Genomic DNA, 15223 nt, shown 5'->3' on the forward strand with positions numbered 1-15223 from the left:
CCTTTTCGCGTTTAGGTCTCCAATTGGATCGGAGAAGAAAGCGATGAGCAAAAGAAGCTGGGCGGCAGTCGACGACTACATCGTCGGTTCCCTGTTTGAGGCGGACCCCGTGCTTGATGCCGTTCTGGCGGCCAACCACGACCAGGGCCTGCCGGCGATCGACGTGTCGCCGGCGCAGGGCAAGTTGCTTTCCCTTCTTGCGCGGATGCGGGGAGCCAAGAAGGTTCTCGAAATCGGCACGCTGGGCGGCTATTCGACCATCTGGATGGCGCGCGCACTGCCTGCCGACGGCAAGATCGTGACACTTGAACTCGACCCGCATCACGCCAGCGTCGCGCGATCGAATTTCGAGCGGGCAGGCGTCTTGGAGCGGGTGGAACTGCGGGTCGGTCCGGCGCTTCAGTCGCTTGCAGCACTTGGCGCCGAGCATGCCGGTCCATTCGACTTCATCTTCATCGATGCCGACAAGCCGAACAATCCGCACTACCTATCCTGGGCCATGCGGTTGTCGCGGCCCGGAACCGTCATCGTCTGCGACAACGTCATACGCGATGGAGCCGTGGTGAATGAAGATGGCCGCGACGCCAATGTCGAAGGGGCACGCGCCGCATTCTCGTTCATCGGCAGCGAGAAGCGTCTGGACGGCACCGCCATCCAGACCGTTGGCGCCAAAGGCTATGACGGCTTTGCCATTGCGATCGTGGAGTGAGACCACACCATGATTGTCTGAATGACGTTGATATGAGACCAAGTCGGTCGTGCTCAGCTGTCATCGGCTGCTCGTTTGACGACCGGCTTCCCCCAATCCGTCGCTGCTTCGCAGCGCCACCTTTCCCCCCTCCGGAGGGAAAGGAAGCCGCGTTGGACGAGCGTTGGCGGCAATAGGTTCGCGCCCCTTCCTCTCCCCCGTCGATCGGGGGAGAGGTGGCTCGGCGTAGCCGAGACGGAGTGGGGGTCGACCTGGCACGAGCGTGCATTCACGCCAGGTCCGCGATCCCGTCGCGTGCACAAATCAATCGAAAAACGCCTCGACCACGTTGCGCTTGCCGAGCATGAAGGCGTCGGCGACATGCTGGAGAGGCGCGAGATCGACGTCGGAGGTGCCGGCGCGGACGATTTCGGCAAAGCGCCGGTAGAGCATCGGGTACTCGGCCTCCGGCTCGTCATGAACCACCTTGCCGTCTATGGCGAGCTTGGTGCCGCCGCCCGACAGCACCATTGCGCCCTTGTCGGTGTCGGCCAGGATGTCCCAGCTTTGTGGGCCTGTCTGCAGCCAGTCGAGGTCCATCGTCACCCGCAAGCCATTCGAGGTGCGGAAGGCGACGCGCGCGGCAACCGGGGATGCGCGGTTTTCGGGGAAATCCAGAACCGCCGAAGTGATGAACATCGCCGGCAGGATATGGGTGGCAATCGACAGCGCATTGATGCCGGGATCGAAAACGCCGAAGCCGCCGGGGGCCCAGATCCATTCCTGGTTCGGGTGCCAGCGGCGTACATCTTCTTTCCAGTTGATGGCGGCCGACCTGATCTTGGTCGAATTCAGGAAGGCACGCGCCGCCTCCACCGCCGGCGCATAGCGCGAGTGCCAGCTGGCGAATAGCGAGACGCCGTTCTGCGCGGCCAATGTCTTGAGGTCCTCGACCTCGCTGACAGTGGCGCCAGGCGGCTTCTCCAGGAAGACATGCTTCTTCGCCATCAGCGCGGTGCGCGCCGCGTCGTAGCGGAACTGCGGCGGCATGCAGAGCGATACGGCCTCGAGTTCGGGCACGGCATCGAGCATGGCTTCGATATCAGGGAAATTGGGGATGTCATCCACCTTGCCATGCCGGCTTGCGGCCGCGATGAGGCGATAGTCCTGATCCTTCGCCAGGGCCGGCAGGTGCTGGTCGCGGACGATCTTGCCGACGCCGACGATGCCTATCTTGATGGGCTGGGACACGGCCGCTCCGTCTGTTTGATGATGGTGATGGTTTCTTATCAGAACACTTGCCCCGGGCAAGCCGAAGCCGAGAAGCCAAGCTCAGCCTTCCTCGAGCGGCAGTGCACATTTTTGTCGGCTGGGAAGGCCTCGGTCGCCGATTCGTCTCGGTAGTCGATTCGAAAGCTGGACCGAGAGGTCGGGGTCAGATCGGCACGTCGAAGGTAACGATCGACACTTCGCCTTCGAGCGCGCCCTGGAAGGCGGAGATATGCGGCTCTTCGTCGGGGATGCCGTCCATGTCGCCGATCTGGTCGAGCTCGGCCTCGGCGTACCCTTCGGCGGCAAGCGATTCGAGCGCCCGGCGCACCGGCGAATCGTCGTCTGGCGCGACCAGCATGACGTGGACGCCTTCCGGTTTGCCGCCTTTTTTCTTCCACACCCGGCCGGTGATGATGGTGACCGGGCGTTCTTCGTTGTCGTTCACGGGCCGATTCCTCTTGGCAGCGGGTGGGCGGGCGAGGGGATTTTGACTGCTCATGCGGCCTTTTCGCATGAAGCAAGGCCGCGCAACAGCGCAAACCCATTCACTTTGCCTGAAGGCTTGTCACTTTCTTCCTCGCTCTTGCAAAAATGCGAAAGAAAATTACATGCGGTTTTCGCATGGCTGCCAAGCCTTGGTCGGCGCGCAATATTTGGTGCTCCGGGCTTGACGGTCCGCGGTCTTACGAGTAGAAGCCGCCCAGTCAGAACCGATGTGAGGCTCTCCCTTCCGAAGCGACACGCTTTGGAGTTTGCCTCAAACAGGGTTCGTTTTACGAGCGAAAAGACATTTCCGGCGTGCACGAAGCGGCTTCCGCTTCCTCTGCCTTTTGTTCGGGCAAGACCGCGAGGCGCGGTTTATGGCCCGAATTTGCGTATGGAAATGACGCTTTGAGCGGCCCTGACCGGGCGAGACACGGAATTGAGAGACAAGAGGGTTTAATGCCTACCGTCAACCAGCTGATCCGCAAGCCGCGCATTGCGCCGGTGAAGCGCAACAAGGTCCCGGCCATGCAGCAGAACCCGCAGAAGCGGGGCGTCTGCACGCGCGTCTATACAACGACGCCGAAGAAGCCGAACTCGGCGCTGCGCAAGGTGGCCAAGATCCGCCTGACCAATGGTTTTGAAGTGATCGGGTACATCCCCGGCGAAGGCCACAACCTTCAGGAGCACTCCGTGGTCATGATCCGCGGCGGCCGCGTCAAGGATCTTCCGGGCGTTCGCTACCACATCATCCGCGGCGTGCTCGACACGCAGGGTGTGAAGAACCGCAAGCAGCGCCGTTCGAAGTACGGCGCCAAGCGTCCGAAGTAAGGGACGTCCGAAGTAAGATTTTCCGGCCTTGGCGCTCCTTGAGTGCGTCGGGCTATGAGATTGAGAGACAAAAGCCATGTCGCGTCGTCACAGTGCAGAAAAGCGTGAGATCAATCCGGACCCGAAGTTCGGCGATCTGATCGTCACCAAGTTCATGAACGCCGTCATGTATGACGGCAAGAAGTCGGTCGCCGAGACCATCGTCTACGGCGCGCTCGACCAGGTTCAGTCGAAGACCAAGCAGGAGCCGGTCACCGTCTTCCATCAGGCGCTCGACAATGTCGCGCCGCATGTTGAAGTGCGTTCGCGTCGTGTCGGTGGCGCCACCTATCAGGTTCCGGTGGATGTGCGCCCCGAGCGCCGCCAGGCATTGGCCATTCGCTGGCTGATCGCAGCGGCCCGCAACCGCAACGAGACCACGATGGTCGACCGCCTCTCCGGCGAGCTGATGGACGCGGCCAACAACCGCGGCACGGCAGTCAAGAAGCGTGAAGACACCCACAAGATGGCTGAAGCCAACCGCGCTTTCGCGCACTACCGCTGGTAAAGCGCGAACGAGACTGAGAGGCAGCTACGATGGCCCGCGAATACAAAATCGAAGACTACCGCAATTTCGGTATCATGGCGCATATTGACGCCGGTAAGACGACGACCACCGAGCGCGTCCTCTACTACACGGGCAAGTCGCACAAGATCGGCGAAGTCCACGACGGCGCTGCCACCATGGATTGGATGGAGCAGGAGCAGGAGCGCGGCATCACCATCACGTCCGCCGCGACCACGACCTTCTGGAAGGCTCGTGACGGCAAGATGCACCGCTTCAACATCATCGACACCCCCGGCCACGTCGACTTCACCATCGAAGTCGAGCGTTCGCTGCGCGTGCTCGACGGCGCCATCGCGCTGCTCGATGCCAATGCCGGCGTTGAGCCGCAGACGGAAACCGTCTGGCGCCAGGCCGACAAGTATCGCGTTCCGCGCATGATCTTCTGCAACAAGATGGACAAGATCGGCGCCGACTTCTATCGCTCGGTCGAGATGATCGGTTCGCGCCTCGGCGCGCATGCCGTTGTCATGCAGCTGCCGATCGGTGCCGAGACTGAGTTCAAGGGTGTCGTCGACCTCGTCGAGATGAACGCGCTGGTCTGGCGCGACGAGACGCTGGGCGCTGCCTGGGATGTCGTCGAGATCCCGGACGACCTCAAGGCTCGTGCCGAAGAATACCGCGAGAAGATGATCGAGGCCGCCGTCGAAATGGACGAGACGGCGCTTGAGAATTACCTCGAAGGCAAGATGCCGTCGAATGACGAGATCCGCGCGCTGATCCGCAAGGGCACCATCGCGGTCAAGTTCTACCCGATGTTCTGTGGCTCGGCCTTCAAGAACAAGGGCGTGCAGCCGCTGCTCGACGCCGTCGTCGAATATCTGCCGTCGCCGGCCGATGTTCCCGCCATCAAGGGCGTCGATGCCAAGACCGACACCGAGATCGAGCGTCATGCCGACGACAACGAGCCGTTGTCGATGCTCGCCTTCAAGATCATGAACGACCCGTTCGTCGGTTCGCTGACCTTTGCCCGCATCTATTCGGGCAAGCTCACCAAGGGCATCTCGGTCGACAACACCGTGAAGGGCAAGAAAGAGCGCATCGGCCGCATGCTGCAGATGCATGCGAACTCGCGCGCCGACGTCGAAGAGGCTTTTGCTGGCGACATCGTTGCTCTTGCCGGTCTCAAGGACACGACCACCGGTGACACGCTGAGCGATCCGCTGCATCCGGTCATTCTCGAGCGCATGGAATTCCCCGATCCGGTCATCCAGATCGCCATCGAGCCGAAGACCAAGAACGACCAGGAAAAGATGGGCCTCGCCCTTCACCGCCTGGCCGCCGAGGATCCGTCCTTCCGCGTCAAGACCGACGAGGAAAGCGGCCAGACCATCATTTCCGGCATGGGCGAACTTCACCTCGACATCATCGTCGACCGTATGCGTCGCGAGTTCAAGGTCGAGGCCAATGTCGGCGCACCGCAGGTGGCTTATCGCGAGACGATCACCCGCAGGCACGAACAGGATTACACGCACAAGAAGCAGACCGGCGGTACCGGTCAGTTCGCTCGCGTCAAGATCGTCTTCGAGCCGAACCCGGACAGCAGCGAGTTCGAGTTCGAGACCAAGATCGTCGGCGGCGCCGTGCCGAAGGAATACATCCCGGGTGTCGAGAAGGGCATCAACAGCGTCATGACCTCGGGTCCGTTCGCGGGCTTCCCGATGATCGGCGTCAAGGCGACCCTGATCGACGGCGCTTACCACGATGTCGACTCCAGCGTTCTGGCCTTCGAAATCGCCGGCCGCGCCTGCTTCCGTGAAGCCGCACCCAAGCTTGGCGTGCAGCTGCTGGAGCCGATCATGAAGGTCGAAGTGGTGACGCCGGAAGATTACGTCGGCAGCGTCATCGGCGATCTGAACGGTCGTCGTGGCCAGATCCAGGGCCAGGAAGCGCGCGGCGTGGCCGTCGTCATCAACGCGATGGTGCCGCTCGCCAACATGTTCAAGTATGTCGACAACCTGCGCTCGATGAGTCAGGGCCGTGCGGCCTACACCATGCAGTTCGATCACTATGAGCCGGTCCCGACCGCGGTGGCTCAGGAAGTTCAGAAGAAATACGCGTAAGGGTTCCTTAGCCACTGGCGTCGCGTCTCTTGCGCGGTGCCGGATCTGAAGAGCGAATAACAATTTCCCCCCAAGCGGGTAGAATAGACGGAGAACGATTATGGCCAAAGGTAAATTCGAGCGTAACAAGCCTCACGTGAACATCGGCACGATTGGCCACGTCGACCATGGCAAGACGTCGCTGACGGCGGCGATCACCAAGTATTTTGGCGAATACAAGCGCTACGACCAGATCGACGCTGCCCCTGAAGAGAAGGCGCGCGGCATCACGATCTCGACGGCGCACGTCGAATACGAGACGGCTCCCCGCCACTACGCTCACGTCGACTGCCCCGGCCACGCCGACTATGTGAAGAACATGATCACCGGTGCCGCGCAGATGGACGGCGCGATCCTGGTCGTGTCGGCCGCCGACGGCCCGATGCCGCAGACCCGCGAGCACATCCTGCTTGCCCGTCAGGTCGGTGTGCCGTCGATCGTGGTGTTCCTCAACAAGGTCGACCAGGTCGACGACGCCGAGCTGCTCGAACTGGTCGAGCTCGAGGTTCGCGAGCTTCTGACCAAGAACGAGTTCCCCGGCGACGACATTCCGATCGTCAAGGGTTCGGCGCTGGCTGCATTGGAAGACAGCGACAAGAAGATCGGTGAAGACGCGATCCGCGAGCTGATGGCTGCGGTCGATGCCTACATCCCGACGCCGGTTCGTCCGCTCGACAAGCCGTTCCTGATGCCGATCGAAGACGTGTTCTCGATCTCTGGCCGCGGCACGGTCGTGACCGGCCGCGTCGAGCGCGGCGTGGTCAAGGTCGGCGAGGAGCTGGAGATCATCGGCATCCGTCCGACGACCAAGACGACCTGCACGGGCGTGGAAATGTTCCGCAAGCTGCTCGATCAGGGCCAGGCCGGCGACAACATCGGCGCGCTGCTGCGCGGTGTTGATCGTGAAGGTGTCGAGCGCGGCCAGGTTCTGGCCAAGCCCGGCACGGTGAAGCCGCACAAGAAGTTCGTGGCCGAAGCCTACATCCTGACCAAGGACGAAGGTGGCCGTCACACGCCGTTCTTCACCAACTACCGTCCGCAGTTCTACTTCCGCACGACCGACGTGACCGGCATCGTGTCGCTGCCGGAAGGCACCGAGATGGTGATGCCGGGCGACAACATCACGGTCGATGTCGAGCTGATCGTGCCGATCGCCATGGAAGAGAAGCTGCGCTTCGCCATCCGTGAAGGCGGCCGCACCGTCGGTGCCGGCATCGTCGTCACCATCAAAGAGTAATTTGGACTTAAACCGATCTGTCGCGGGCGCGGGAGTTGCCCGCGCCGCGCCAGAACAAGGAAGTGACGCATGAACGGACAGAATATCCGCATCCGCCTTAAGGCGTTTGACCACCGCGTGCTCGACGCCTCGACGAAGGAAATCGTGTCGACGGCCAAGCGTACCGGTGCAAACGTCCGCGGCCCCATTCCGCTGCCGACGCGGATCGAAAAGTTCACGGTCAACCGGTCGCCTCACGTCGACAAGAAGAGCCGCGAGCAGTTCGAGATGCGCACGCACAAGCGTCTGCTCGACATCGTCGATCCGACCCCGCAGACGGTCGATGCTTTGATGAAGCTCGATCTGGCCGCCGGCGTCGACGTCGAGATCAAGCTCTAAGGGAATGAGAGCGCGGTAAGGGGCGGTGCCCCTGGCCCGGAACTCTAAAGGAATTGAACCGATGCGTTCAGGTGTGATTGCAAAGAAGGTGGGAATGACCCGCATCTACAACGATGCCGGGGAACATGTTCCCGTCACTGTTCTCCTGATGGAGAACTGCCAGGTCGTGGCCCAGCGCACGCAAGAGAAGAATGGCTACACCGCCGTTCAGCTCGGCGTTGGCCTTGCCAAGGTGAAGAACACGTCGAAGGCGATGCGCGGCCATTTCGCGACCGCTTCCGTCGAGCCGAAGGCGAAGGTCGCGGAGTTCCGCGTCTCCGCCGACAACATGATCGATGTCGGCGCGGAGATCACCGTCGAGCACTTCGTCGCCGGCCAGAAGGTCGATGTGACGGGCACGACGATCGGCAAGGGCTTTCAGGGCGTCATCAAGCGCCATCACATGGGCGGTGGCCGTGCAACGCACGGTAACTCGGTTTCGCACCGTACGCACGGTTCGACCGGCCAGCGCCAGGACCCGGGCAAGGTGTTCAAGGGCAAGCATATGGCTGGCCACATGGGCGACACCCGCGTCACCACGCAGAATGTCGAGATCGTATCGACCGACGCCGACCGCGGCCTGATCCTGATCCGCGGTGCGGTTCCCGGATCGAAGGGCGCCTGGATCCTGGTCCGCGATGCGGCCAAGGTGGCACTGCCGGCCAATGCGCCGAAGCCTGCCGCGATCCGCGCCGTTGCTGCCGAAAGTGGCGCCAAGAACGAGGCTCCGGCCACAGAGGGAGCGGAATAATGGATCTCAAGATCACAACGCTGGGCGGCAAGGACGCCGGCAAGGTGGAACTCTCCGACGAGATTTTCGGCCTTGATCCGCGCGAAGACATCCTGCAGCGCGTCGTGCGCTGGCAGCTTGCCAAGAAGCAGCAGGGCACGCACAAGACCAAGGGTCGCGCCGAGATCGCGCGCACCGGCGCCAAGATGTACAAGCAGAAGGGTACGGGCCGCGCCCGTCACCATTCGGCACGCGCTCCGCAGTTCCGCGGCGGCGGCAAGGCCCACGGCCCGGTCGTTCGCAGCCACGAGCACGAACTGCCGAAGAAGGTTCGTGCTCTCGGCCTCAAGCATGCTCTCTCGGCCAAGGCCAAGAGCGCGTCGATCATCATCATCGACGAGCTGAAGCTGACCGAGGCCAAGACGAAGGCGCTGATCGCGAATTTCGCGACGCTGGGCCTGACCAACGCTTTGCTGATCGGCGGCGCCGAGCTTGACAAGAACTTCAAGCTGGCGGCGACGAACATCCCCAACATCGACGTGCTGCCCATCCAGGGCATCAACGTCTACGACATTCTGCGCCGCGGCACGCTGGTCCTTTCGAAGGCCGCCGTCGAGGCTCTCGAGGAGCGTTTTAAATGACCGACCTTCGTCATTACGACGTGATCGTCTCGCCGGCGATCACCGAAAAGTCGACCATGGCCTCCGAGCAGAACAAGGTCGTCTTCAACGTCGCCAAGAAGGCGTCGAAGCCGGAAATCAAGGCCGCCGTCGAAGCGCTGTTCGGCGTCAAGGTGATGGCCGTGAACACGCTTGTCCGCAAGGGCAAGATCAAGCGCTTCCGTGGCACGGTTGGCCGCCAGAGCGACGTCAAGAAGGCGGTTGTGACGCTGGCCGATGGCCAGTCGATCGACGTCGCGACGGGTCTCTGAGCAAGGCCGCGAGGACAGAACAATGGCACTGAAAAAATTCAACCCGGTAACGCCCAGCACACGTCAGCTGGTCATCGTCGACCGCTCGGGCCTCTACAAGGGCAAGCCCGTCAAGGGTCTGACCGAAGGCCTGACCAAGTCGGGCGGCCGCAACAATCACGGTCGCATCACCGCCCGCTTCATCGGCGGTGGTCACAAGCGTTCGTACCGCATCATCGACTTCAAGCGCCGCAAGTTCGACGTCGTCGGCACGGTCGAGCGCATTGAATACGATCCGAACCGCACCGCCTTCATCGCGCTGATCAAGTATGACGATGGCGAGCTGTCCTACATCATCGCTCCGCAGCGTCTGGCTCCCGGCGACAAGATCGTGTCCGGTGAATCGGTCGACGTGAAGCCGGGCAATGCGATGCCGCTGGCTTCGATGCCGGTCGGCACCATCGTCCACAACATCGAGCTGAAGCCGGGCAAGGGCGCTCAGGTCGCCCGTTCGGCAGGTGGTTACGGTCAGCTGGTCGGTCGTGACCAGGGCATGGCGATCCTGCGCCTCAATTCGGGCGAGCAGCGTGTCGTTCACGGCTCCTGCATGGCCACTGTCGGCGCCGTGTCCAATCCGGACCACGGCAACATCAATGACGGCAAGGCCGGTCGCACGGTTTGGCGTGGCAAGCGCCCGCACAATCGCGGCGTGACCATGAACCCGGTCGACCATCCGCACGGCGGCGGCGAAGGCCGCACCTCGGGTGGCCGCCATCCGGTTTCGCCCTGGGGCAAGCCGACCAAGGGCAAGAAGACGCGGTCCAACAAGGCGACCGACAAGTTCATCCTGCGCTCGCGCCATCAGCGCAAGAGCTAAGAAGAGGTAACGCCAAGTGACTCGTTCGATTTGGAAAGGCCCCTTCATTGACGGCTACCTTCTCAAGAAGGTGGACAAGGTTCGTGAAGGTGGTCGCAATGAGGTGATCAAGATGTGGAGCCGTCGCTCCACCATCCTGCCGCAGTTCGTCGGCTTCACCTTCGGTGTCTACAACGGCCAGAAGCATGTTCCCGTCTCGGTGAACGAGGACATGGTCGGTCACAAGTTCGGTGAATTCGCTCCGACCCGGACCTATTACGGTCACGGCGCGGATAAGAAGGCGAAGAGGAAATAATCATGGGCAAGGCCAAAGCTCCGCGCAGGCTTGCTGATAACGAAGCGCGCGCCGTATTGCGCACGATCCGTATCAGCCCGCAGAAGCTCAACCTCGTTGCCGCGCTGATCCGCGGCAAGAAGGTCGCGACAGCGCTTTCCGATCTCGAATTCTCGGCCAAGCGGATTTCCGGCACGGTCAAGAAGACGCTGGAATCGGCAATCGCCAACGCGGAAAACAACCACGACCTGGATGTCGATGCACTGATCGTGGCGGAAGCCTATGTCGGCAAGTCGATCGTCATGAAGCGGTTCCATGCCCGTGGTCGCGGTCGCGCCAGCCGTATCGAGAAGCCGTTCTCGCACCTCACGATCGTCGTTCGTGAAGTCGAAGAAAAAGGGGAGGCCGCATAATGGGCCAGAAAGTCAATCCGATCGGTCTTCGCCTCGGCATCAACCGCACCTGGGATTCGCGCTGGTTCGCGAACACCGGCGAGTACGGCAAGCTGCTGCATGAGGACATCAAGATCCGCAAGTATCTCGAGAAGGAGCTCAAGCAGGCTGCCATCTCGAAGGTCGTGATCGAGCGTCCGCACAAGAAATGCCGTGTCACCATCCACGCCGCGCGCCCGGGCCTGATCATCGGCAAGAAGGGCGCCGACATCGAGAAGCTTCGCAAGAAGCTGATGGAGATGACGAAGTCCGAGACGCACCTCAACATCGTTGAAGTGCGCAAGCCGGAGATCGACGCGACCCTGGTCGCCCAGTCGATCGCCCAGCAGCTCGAGCGTCGTATCGCGTTCCGCCGCGCCATGAAGCGCGCCGTTCAGTCGGCGATGCGCCTCGGTGCCGAAGGCATCCGCATCAACTGCGCCGGCCGCCTCGGCGGCGCCGAGATCGCGCGCATGGAATGGTATCGCGAAGGCCGCGTGCCGCTGCATACGCTGCGTGCGGACGTCGACTACGGTACGGCCGAAGCGCACACGGCTTATGGCATCTGCGGCGTCAAGGTCTGGGTGTTCAAGGGCGAAATCCTTGAGCATGACCCGATGGCTTCGGAGCGTCGGGCCAGCGAAAGCGATGCAGCGCATGGCGGTGGTGGTGATCGCGAACGCGGTCGTCGTCGCGAAAACGCCTGAGACATTTAGGAATTTGGAGTTAGAACGATGCTGCAGCCAAAGCGCACAAAGTTCCGCAAGCAGTTCAAGGGCCGTATCCATGGTACCGCAAAGGGCGGCACCAACCTGGATTTCGGTGGTTTCGGGCTGAAGGCGCTTGAGCCGAACCGCGTCACCGCACGTGAGATCGAGGCGGCCCGCCGCGCGATCACGCGTGAAATGAAGCGCGCTGGTCGCGTCTGGATCCGTATTTTCCCGGACGTGCCGGTCACTTCGAAGCCGACCGAAGTCCGCATGGGTAAGGGCAAGGGTGCGGTCGACTACTGGGCGGCGCGCGTCAAGCCGGGCCGTATCATGTTCGAGATCGACGGCGTCAATGAAGAAACCGCCCGTGAGGCACTGCGTCTCGGCGCGGCCAAGCTCTCGGTCAAGACGCGCTTCGTGCAGCGCATCGCAGAATAAGGACGGGCTGATCATGAAAGCCGAAGACATCCGGACCAAGACCCAGGACCAGCTGACCGACGACCTGGCGAGCCTGAAGAAGGAGCAGTTCAACCTGCGCTTCCAGAAGGCCACCGGCCAGCTTGAGAAGACCGCGCGCGTGAGACAGGTCCGTAAGGATATTGCGCGTATCAAGACCATCGCTGCGGAAAAGTCCGCGGCTAAGAAGGCTTAAGGACGAAAACCATGCCAAAGCGCATTCTGCAGGGCACCGTCGTCAGCGACAAGAACGAGAAGACGGTTGTCGTCAAGGTCGAACGGCGCTTCACGCATCCCGTGATGAAGAAGACCGTGCGCATGACCAAGAAGTACAAGGCGCACGACGAGAACAACGCCCACAAGGTAGGCGATCAGGTGTTCATCCAGGAATCGAAGCCGATTTCCAAGGACAAGCGCTGGATCGTCGTGTCTTCGGACCAAGCCTGACCTCGGGCGTAAACAACGAATTTTGGACAGACCGGGGAGGGGCTTTGAGCCCATCCCGTTAGAAGAGAAGAAGGCGGCCAGTCATGATTCAGATGCAAACAAACCTCGACGTCGCGGATAATTCCGGCGCCCGTCGTGTCATGTGCATCAAGGTGCTGGGCGGCTCGAAGCGGAAATACGCTTCCGTGGGCGACATCATCGTGGTGTCGATCAAGGAAGCCATTCCGCGCGGCCGCGTGAAGAAGGGCGATGTGATGAAGGCGGTCGTGGTTCGCACGGCCAAGGACATCCGCCGCCCGGACGGCAGCGTGATCCGTTTCGACAAGAACGCGGCCGTTCTCGTCGACAACAAGAAAGAGCCGATCGGCACGCGTATCTTCGGACCGGTTCCGCGCGAACTCCGCGCCAAGAACCACATGAAGATCATCTCGCTCGCGCCTGAAGTGCTGTAAGGAGCCGGACCAATGCAAAAGATTAGAAAAGGCGACAAGGTCGTCGTGCTGGCCGGCAAGGACAAGGGCCGTTCGGGCGAAGTCCTCTCGGTGCAGCCGAAGGAAGACACCGCGCTGGTGCGCGGCGTCAACATGATCCGTCGTCACCAGAAGCAGTCCCAGTCCCAAGAGGGCGGGATCATCACCAAGGAAGCGCCGATCCAGCTGTCGAACATCGCGCTGGCCGACCCCAAGGATGGCAAGCCGACCCGCGTCGGTTTCATCTTCCAGAAGGACGGCAAGAAGGTGCGCGTCGCCAAGCGCTCGGGAGAAGTCATCAATGGCTAAGGCTCAAACCACGAAGCCCAAGGCTGAAAGCAAACAGTCCAAGGCTCAGAACACGCCGCGCCTCAAGCAGGTCTACAACGAGACCATCCGCAAGGCGCTGCAGGAACAGTTCGGCTACGACAACGAGATGCAGGTTCCGCGCATCGACAAGATCGTGCTGAACATGGGCGTTGGCGAAGCGACCGCCGATTCGAAGAAGCCTTCGATCGCGGCCGAAGACCTGGCGATGATCGCCGGCCAGAAGGCCGTCGTCACCCGCGCCCGCAATTCGATCGCCGGCTTCAAAGTCCGCGAGAAGATGCCGATCGGTGCCAAGGTCACGTTGCGCAAGGAACGCATGTACGAGTTCCTCGACCGCCTCGTGAACATCGCACTGCCGCGCGTCCGCGACTTTCGCGGACTGAATCCGAAGAGCTTCGATGGCCGTGGCAACTACGCCATGGGCATCAAGGAACACATCGTGTTCCCGGAGATCAACTACGACAAGGTTGATCAGATCTGGGGCATGGACGTCATCGTTTGTACGACTGCGAAGACGGACGACGAAGCCAGGGCATTGCTCAAGGCCTTCAACTTCCCCTTCCGCCAGTAACGGCAGCGAGAAAAGGAAAAATCTGAAATGGCAAAGACCAGCTCAGTCGAGAAGAACAACAGGCGCCGCAAGCTTGCCGACCAGTACGGTCCCAAGCGGGCTGCGCTCAAGGCGATCATCATGGATCAGTCCAAGCCGATGGAAGAGCGCTTCCGCGCTCAGCTGAAGCTTGCAGCCATGCCGCGCAACTCGGCCAAGATCCGCATCCGCAACCGCTGCGAAGTCACCGGCCGTCCGCGCGCCTACTATCGCAAGCTCAAAGTATCGCGCATCGCGCTTCGTGATCTCGGCAATAACGGCCAGATCCCGGGCCTGGTCAAGTCGAGCTGGTAAGGAGGACATAACATGTCATTGAGCGATCCTCTCGGCGATATGCTGACCCGCATCCGCAACGCATATGGCCGCAAGAAGTCGAGCGTTTCGACGCCGGCTTCGCGTCTGCGCACCCGCGTCCTCGACGTGCTGAAGGCTGAAGGCTATATCCGCGACTACAGCCAGACCGACTTCGACAACGGCAAGTCCGAAATCGAGATCGAGCTGAAGTATTTCGACGGCGCGCCGGTCGTGCGCGAAATCGCCCGCGTCTCAAAGCCAGGCCGCCGCGTCTATGTTTCGGCCAAGTCGATCCCGCAGGTCGCCAACGGCCTCGGCATCGCCATCCTTTCGACACCGAAGGGCGTGATGGCCGACCATGAAGCACGTGAACAGAACGTCGGCGGTGAGATCCTCTGCCAGATCTTCTGATCTGGCAGTTGACCGCAAAGTGGAATCCGGTCTTCGGATCGTTCCCGAAGACAGAGACCTGAAACAAGAGAAGTGACGAGGACAACAAAATGTCTCGTATTGGAAAGAAACCCGTTTCGCTGCCGCAGGGCGTGACCGCGACCGTCAACGGCCAGACCGTGACGGCGAAGGGCCCCAAGGGTGAGCTGAAGTTCGTGGTGAACGACGAAGTGCTGGTCAAGATGGAAGGCAGCGAGATCGCTGTCCAGCCGCGCGACCAGACCAAGACCGCCCGCTCCAAGTGGGGCATGTCGCGCACGCAGATCGTCAACATCCTGCAGGGTGTCAAGGACGGTTTCGAGAAGAAGCTCGAGATCACCGGCGTCGGCTATCGCGCGGCACTTCAGGGCAAGAACCTGCAGCTGGCGCTTGGCTTCAGCCATGACGTCGTCTATGAGACGCCGGCCGGCATCACCATCACGGTGCCGAAGCCGACCGAAATCACCGTGGCCGGCATCGACAAGCAGCAGGTCGGCCAGGTTGCGGCCGAGATCCGCGAGTATCGTGGTCCCGAGCCCTACAAGGGCAAGGGCGTCCGCTATGCCGGCGAGAAGATCGTCCGCAAGGAAGGCAAGAAGAAGTAGTGGGCCTGGCCTCGAA

At 61.6% G+C, this 15223-nt stretch carries 24 protein-coding genes; 22 read left to right on the plus strand and 2 right to left on the minus strand.

Annotation, left to right across the window (positions count from 1 at the left end):
- Window positions 1-43: 43 nt before the first annotated feature.
- Window positions 44-709 carry an O-methyltransferase gene (locus EOA13_RS21760; RefSeq protein WP_127295771.1) on the plus strand — a complete coding sequence of 222 codons (666 nt, stop codon included), beginning with the start codon at window positions 44-46 and terminating at the stop codon, window positions 707-709.
- A gap of 303 nt (window positions 710-1012) precedes the next feature.
- On the opposite strand, the gene EOA13_RS21770 is transcribed toward EOA13_RS21760, so the two are convergent.
- Window positions 1013-1939 carry a Gfo/Idh/MocA family oxidoreductase gene (locus EOA13_RS21770; protein ID WP_127295773.1) on the minus strand — a complete coding sequence of 309 codons (927 nt, stop codon included), beginning with the start codon at window positions 1937-1939 and terminating at the stop codon, window positions 1013-1015.
- 184 nt (window positions 1940-2123) lie between these two features.
- The gene (locus EOA13_RS21775) at window positions 2124-2405 is read right to left on the minus strand and encodes a transcriptional regulator (RefSeq protein ID WP_127295775.1); all 282 of its coding nucleotides are present in this window, start codon (window positions 2403-2405) and stop codon (window positions 2124-2126) included.
- A gap of 497 nt (window positions 2406-2902) precedes the next feature.
- Here EOA13_RS21775 and rpsL point away from each other — a divergent pair, with 497 nt between their 5' ends.
- The 21 genes from rpsL to rplF all read left to right on the plus strand — a co-directional run bounded on the left by rpsL (window position 2903) and on the right by rplF (window position 15207).
- On the plus strand, window positions 2903-3274 hold the full coding sequence (rpsL, locus tag EOA13_RS21780) for a 30S ribosomal protein S12 (RefSeq protein ID WP_006333356.1): 372 nt from the start codon (window positions 2903-2905) through the stop codon (window positions 3272-3274).
- A 76-nt stretch (window positions 3275-3350) separates the two neighbouring features.
- Window positions 3351-3821, plus strand: a complete 471-nt coding sequence (gene rpsG, locus EOA13_RS21785) for a 30S ribosomal protein S7 (RefSeq protein ID WP_008875664.1) — start codon at window positions 3351-3353, stop codon at window positions 3819-3821.
- A 29-nt stretch (window positions 3822-3850) separates the two neighbouring features.
- Window positions 3851-5941 carry an elongation factor G gene (gene fusA, locus EOA13_RS21790; protein ID WP_127295777.1) on the plus strand — a complete coding sequence of 697 codons (2091 nt, stop codon included), beginning with the start codon at window positions 3851-3853 and terminating at the stop codon, window positions 5939-5941.
- 100 nt (window positions 5942-6041) lie between these two features.
- The gene (gene tuf, locus EOA13_RS21795; RefSeq protein WP_127295779.1) at window positions 6042-7217 is read left to right on the plus strand and encodes an elongation factor Tu; all 1176 of its coding nucleotides are present in this window, start codon (window positions 6042-6044) and stop codon (window positions 7215-7217) included.
- Window positions 7218-7286: 69 nt separating this feature from the next.
- The gene (rpsJ, locus tag EOA13_RS21800; RefSeq protein ID WP_010909272.1) at window positions 7287-7595 is read left to right on the plus strand and encodes a 30S ribosomal protein S10; all 309 of its coding nucleotides are present in this window, start codon (window positions 7287-7289) and stop codon (window positions 7593-7595) included.
- A gap of 61 nt (window positions 7596-7656) precedes the next feature.
- Window positions 7657-8385 carry a 50S ribosomal protein L3 gene (rplC, locus tag EOA13_RS21805; RefSeq protein WP_013531422.1) on the plus strand — a complete coding sequence of 243 codons (729 nt, stop codon included), beginning with the start codon at window positions 7657-7659 and terminating at the stop codon, window positions 8383-8385.
- The gene (gene rplD / locus EOA13_RS21810; RefSeq protein ID WP_013531423.1) at window positions 8385-9005 is read left to right on the plus strand and encodes a 50S ribosomal protein L4; all 621 of its coding nucleotides are present in this window, start codon (window positions 8385-8387) and stop codon (window positions 9003-9005) included. Before rplC ends, rplD begins: the two co-directional genes overlap by 1 nt.
- Window positions 9002-9295, plus strand: coding sequence for a 50S ribosomal protein L23 (locus tag EOA13_RS21815; RefSeq protein WP_013531424.1), 294 nt, complete (start codon window positions 9002-9004; stop codon window positions 9293-9295). Before rplD ends, EOA13_RS21815 begins: the two co-directional genes overlap by 4 nt.
- 22 nt (window positions 9296-9317) lie before the next feature.
- Window positions 9318-10151 carry a 50S ribosomal protein L2 gene (rplB, locus tag EOA13_RS21820; RefSeq protein ID WP_024505067.1) on the plus strand — a complete coding sequence of 278 codons (834 nt, stop codon included), beginning with the start codon at window positions 9318-9320 and terminating at the stop codon, window positions 10149-10151.
- Between the two features lie 16 nt (window positions 10152-10167).
- Window positions 10168-10446, plus strand: a complete 279-nt coding sequence (rpsS, locus tag EOA13_RS21825; RefSeq protein WP_006205463.1) for a 30S ribosomal protein S19 — start codon at window positions 10168-10170, stop codon at window positions 10444-10446.
- Window positions 10447-10448: 2 nt separating this feature from the next.
- On the plus strand, window positions 10449-10838 hold the full coding sequence (gene rplV / locus EOA13_RS21830) for a 50S ribosomal protein L22 (RefSeq protein ID WP_006205462.1): 390 nt from the start codon (window positions 10449-10451) through the stop codon (window positions 10836-10838).
- A complete protein-coding gene (gene rpsC / locus EOA13_RS21835; protein WP_013531426.1) occupies window positions 10838-11563 on the plus strand; it encodes a 30S ribosomal protein S3 in 726 nt (241 codons plus the stop codon). The genes rplV and rpsC overlap by 1 nt, the downstream gene beginning before the upstream one ends.
- 27 nt (window positions 11564-11590) lie before the next feature.
- Window positions 11591-12004, plus strand: a complete 414-nt coding sequence (gene rplP, locus EOA13_RS21840; RefSeq protein WP_013531427.1) for a 50S ribosomal protein L16 — start codon at window positions 11591-11593, stop codon at window positions 12002-12004.
- 13 nt (window positions 12005-12017) lie between these two features.
- A complete protein-coding gene (rpmC, locus tag EOA13_RS21845; RefSeq protein ID WP_006205459.1) occupies window positions 12018-12218 on the plus strand; it encodes a 50S ribosomal protein L29 in 201 nt (66 codons plus the stop codon).
- Window positions 12219-12229: 11 nt separating this feature from the next.
- Entirely contained in the window at window positions 12230-12469 is a 240-nt protein-coding gene (gene rpsQ, locus EOA13_RS21850; RefSeq protein ID WP_010909280.1) for a 30S ribosomal protein S17, read from the plus strand.
- An 83-nt stretch (window positions 12470-12552) separates the two neighbouring features.
- On the plus strand, window positions 12553-12921 hold the full coding sequence (gene rplN, locus EOA13_RS21855; protein WP_006205457.1) for a 50S ribosomal protein L14: 369 nt from the start codon (window positions 12553-12555) through the stop codon (window positions 12919-12921).
- A gap of 12 nt (window positions 12922-12933) precedes the next feature.
- Window positions 12934-13248, plus strand: coding sequence for a 50S ribosomal protein L24 (gene rplX / locus EOA13_RS21860; RefSeq protein WP_013531428.1), 315 nt, complete (start codon window positions 12934-12936; stop codon window positions 13246-13248).
- Complete coding sequence (gene rplE / locus EOA13_RS21865) at window positions 13241-13840, plus strand: 50S ribosomal protein L5 (protein WP_013531429.1); 600 nt, start codon at window positions 13241-13243, stop codon at window positions 13838-13840. The genes rplX and rplE overlap by 8 nt, the downstream gene beginning before the upstream one ends.
- A 27-nt stretch (window positions 13841-13867) precedes the next feature.
- Window positions 13868-14173 (plus strand): 30S ribosomal protein S14, encoded by a 306-nt coding sequence (gene rpsN / locus EOA13_RS21870; RefSeq protein ID WP_013895695.1) that lies wholly within the window; start codon window positions 13868-13870, stop codon window positions 14171-14173.
- Window positions 14174-14185: 12 nt separating this feature from the next.
- Entirely contained in the window at window positions 14186-14584 is a 399-nt protein-coding gene (gene rpsH, locus EOA13_RS21875) for a 30S ribosomal protein S8 (RefSeq protein WP_013531431.1), read from the plus strand.
- Window positions 14585-14673: 89 nt separating this feature from the next.
- On the plus strand, window positions 14674-15207 hold the full coding sequence (gene rplF, locus EOA13_RS21880; protein ID WP_013895694.1) for a 50S ribosomal protein L6: 534 nt from the start codon (window positions 14674-14676) through the stop codon (window positions 15205-15207).
- Window positions 15208-15223 lie beyond the last annotated feature (16 nt).

Origin of the sequence: Mesorhizobium sp. M7A.F.Ca.US.011.01.1.1 (assembly GCF_003998295.1) — a bacterium.
Classification (GTDB): Bacteria; Pseudomonadota; Alphaproteobacteria; order Rhizobiales; family Rhizobiaceae; genus Mesorhizobium.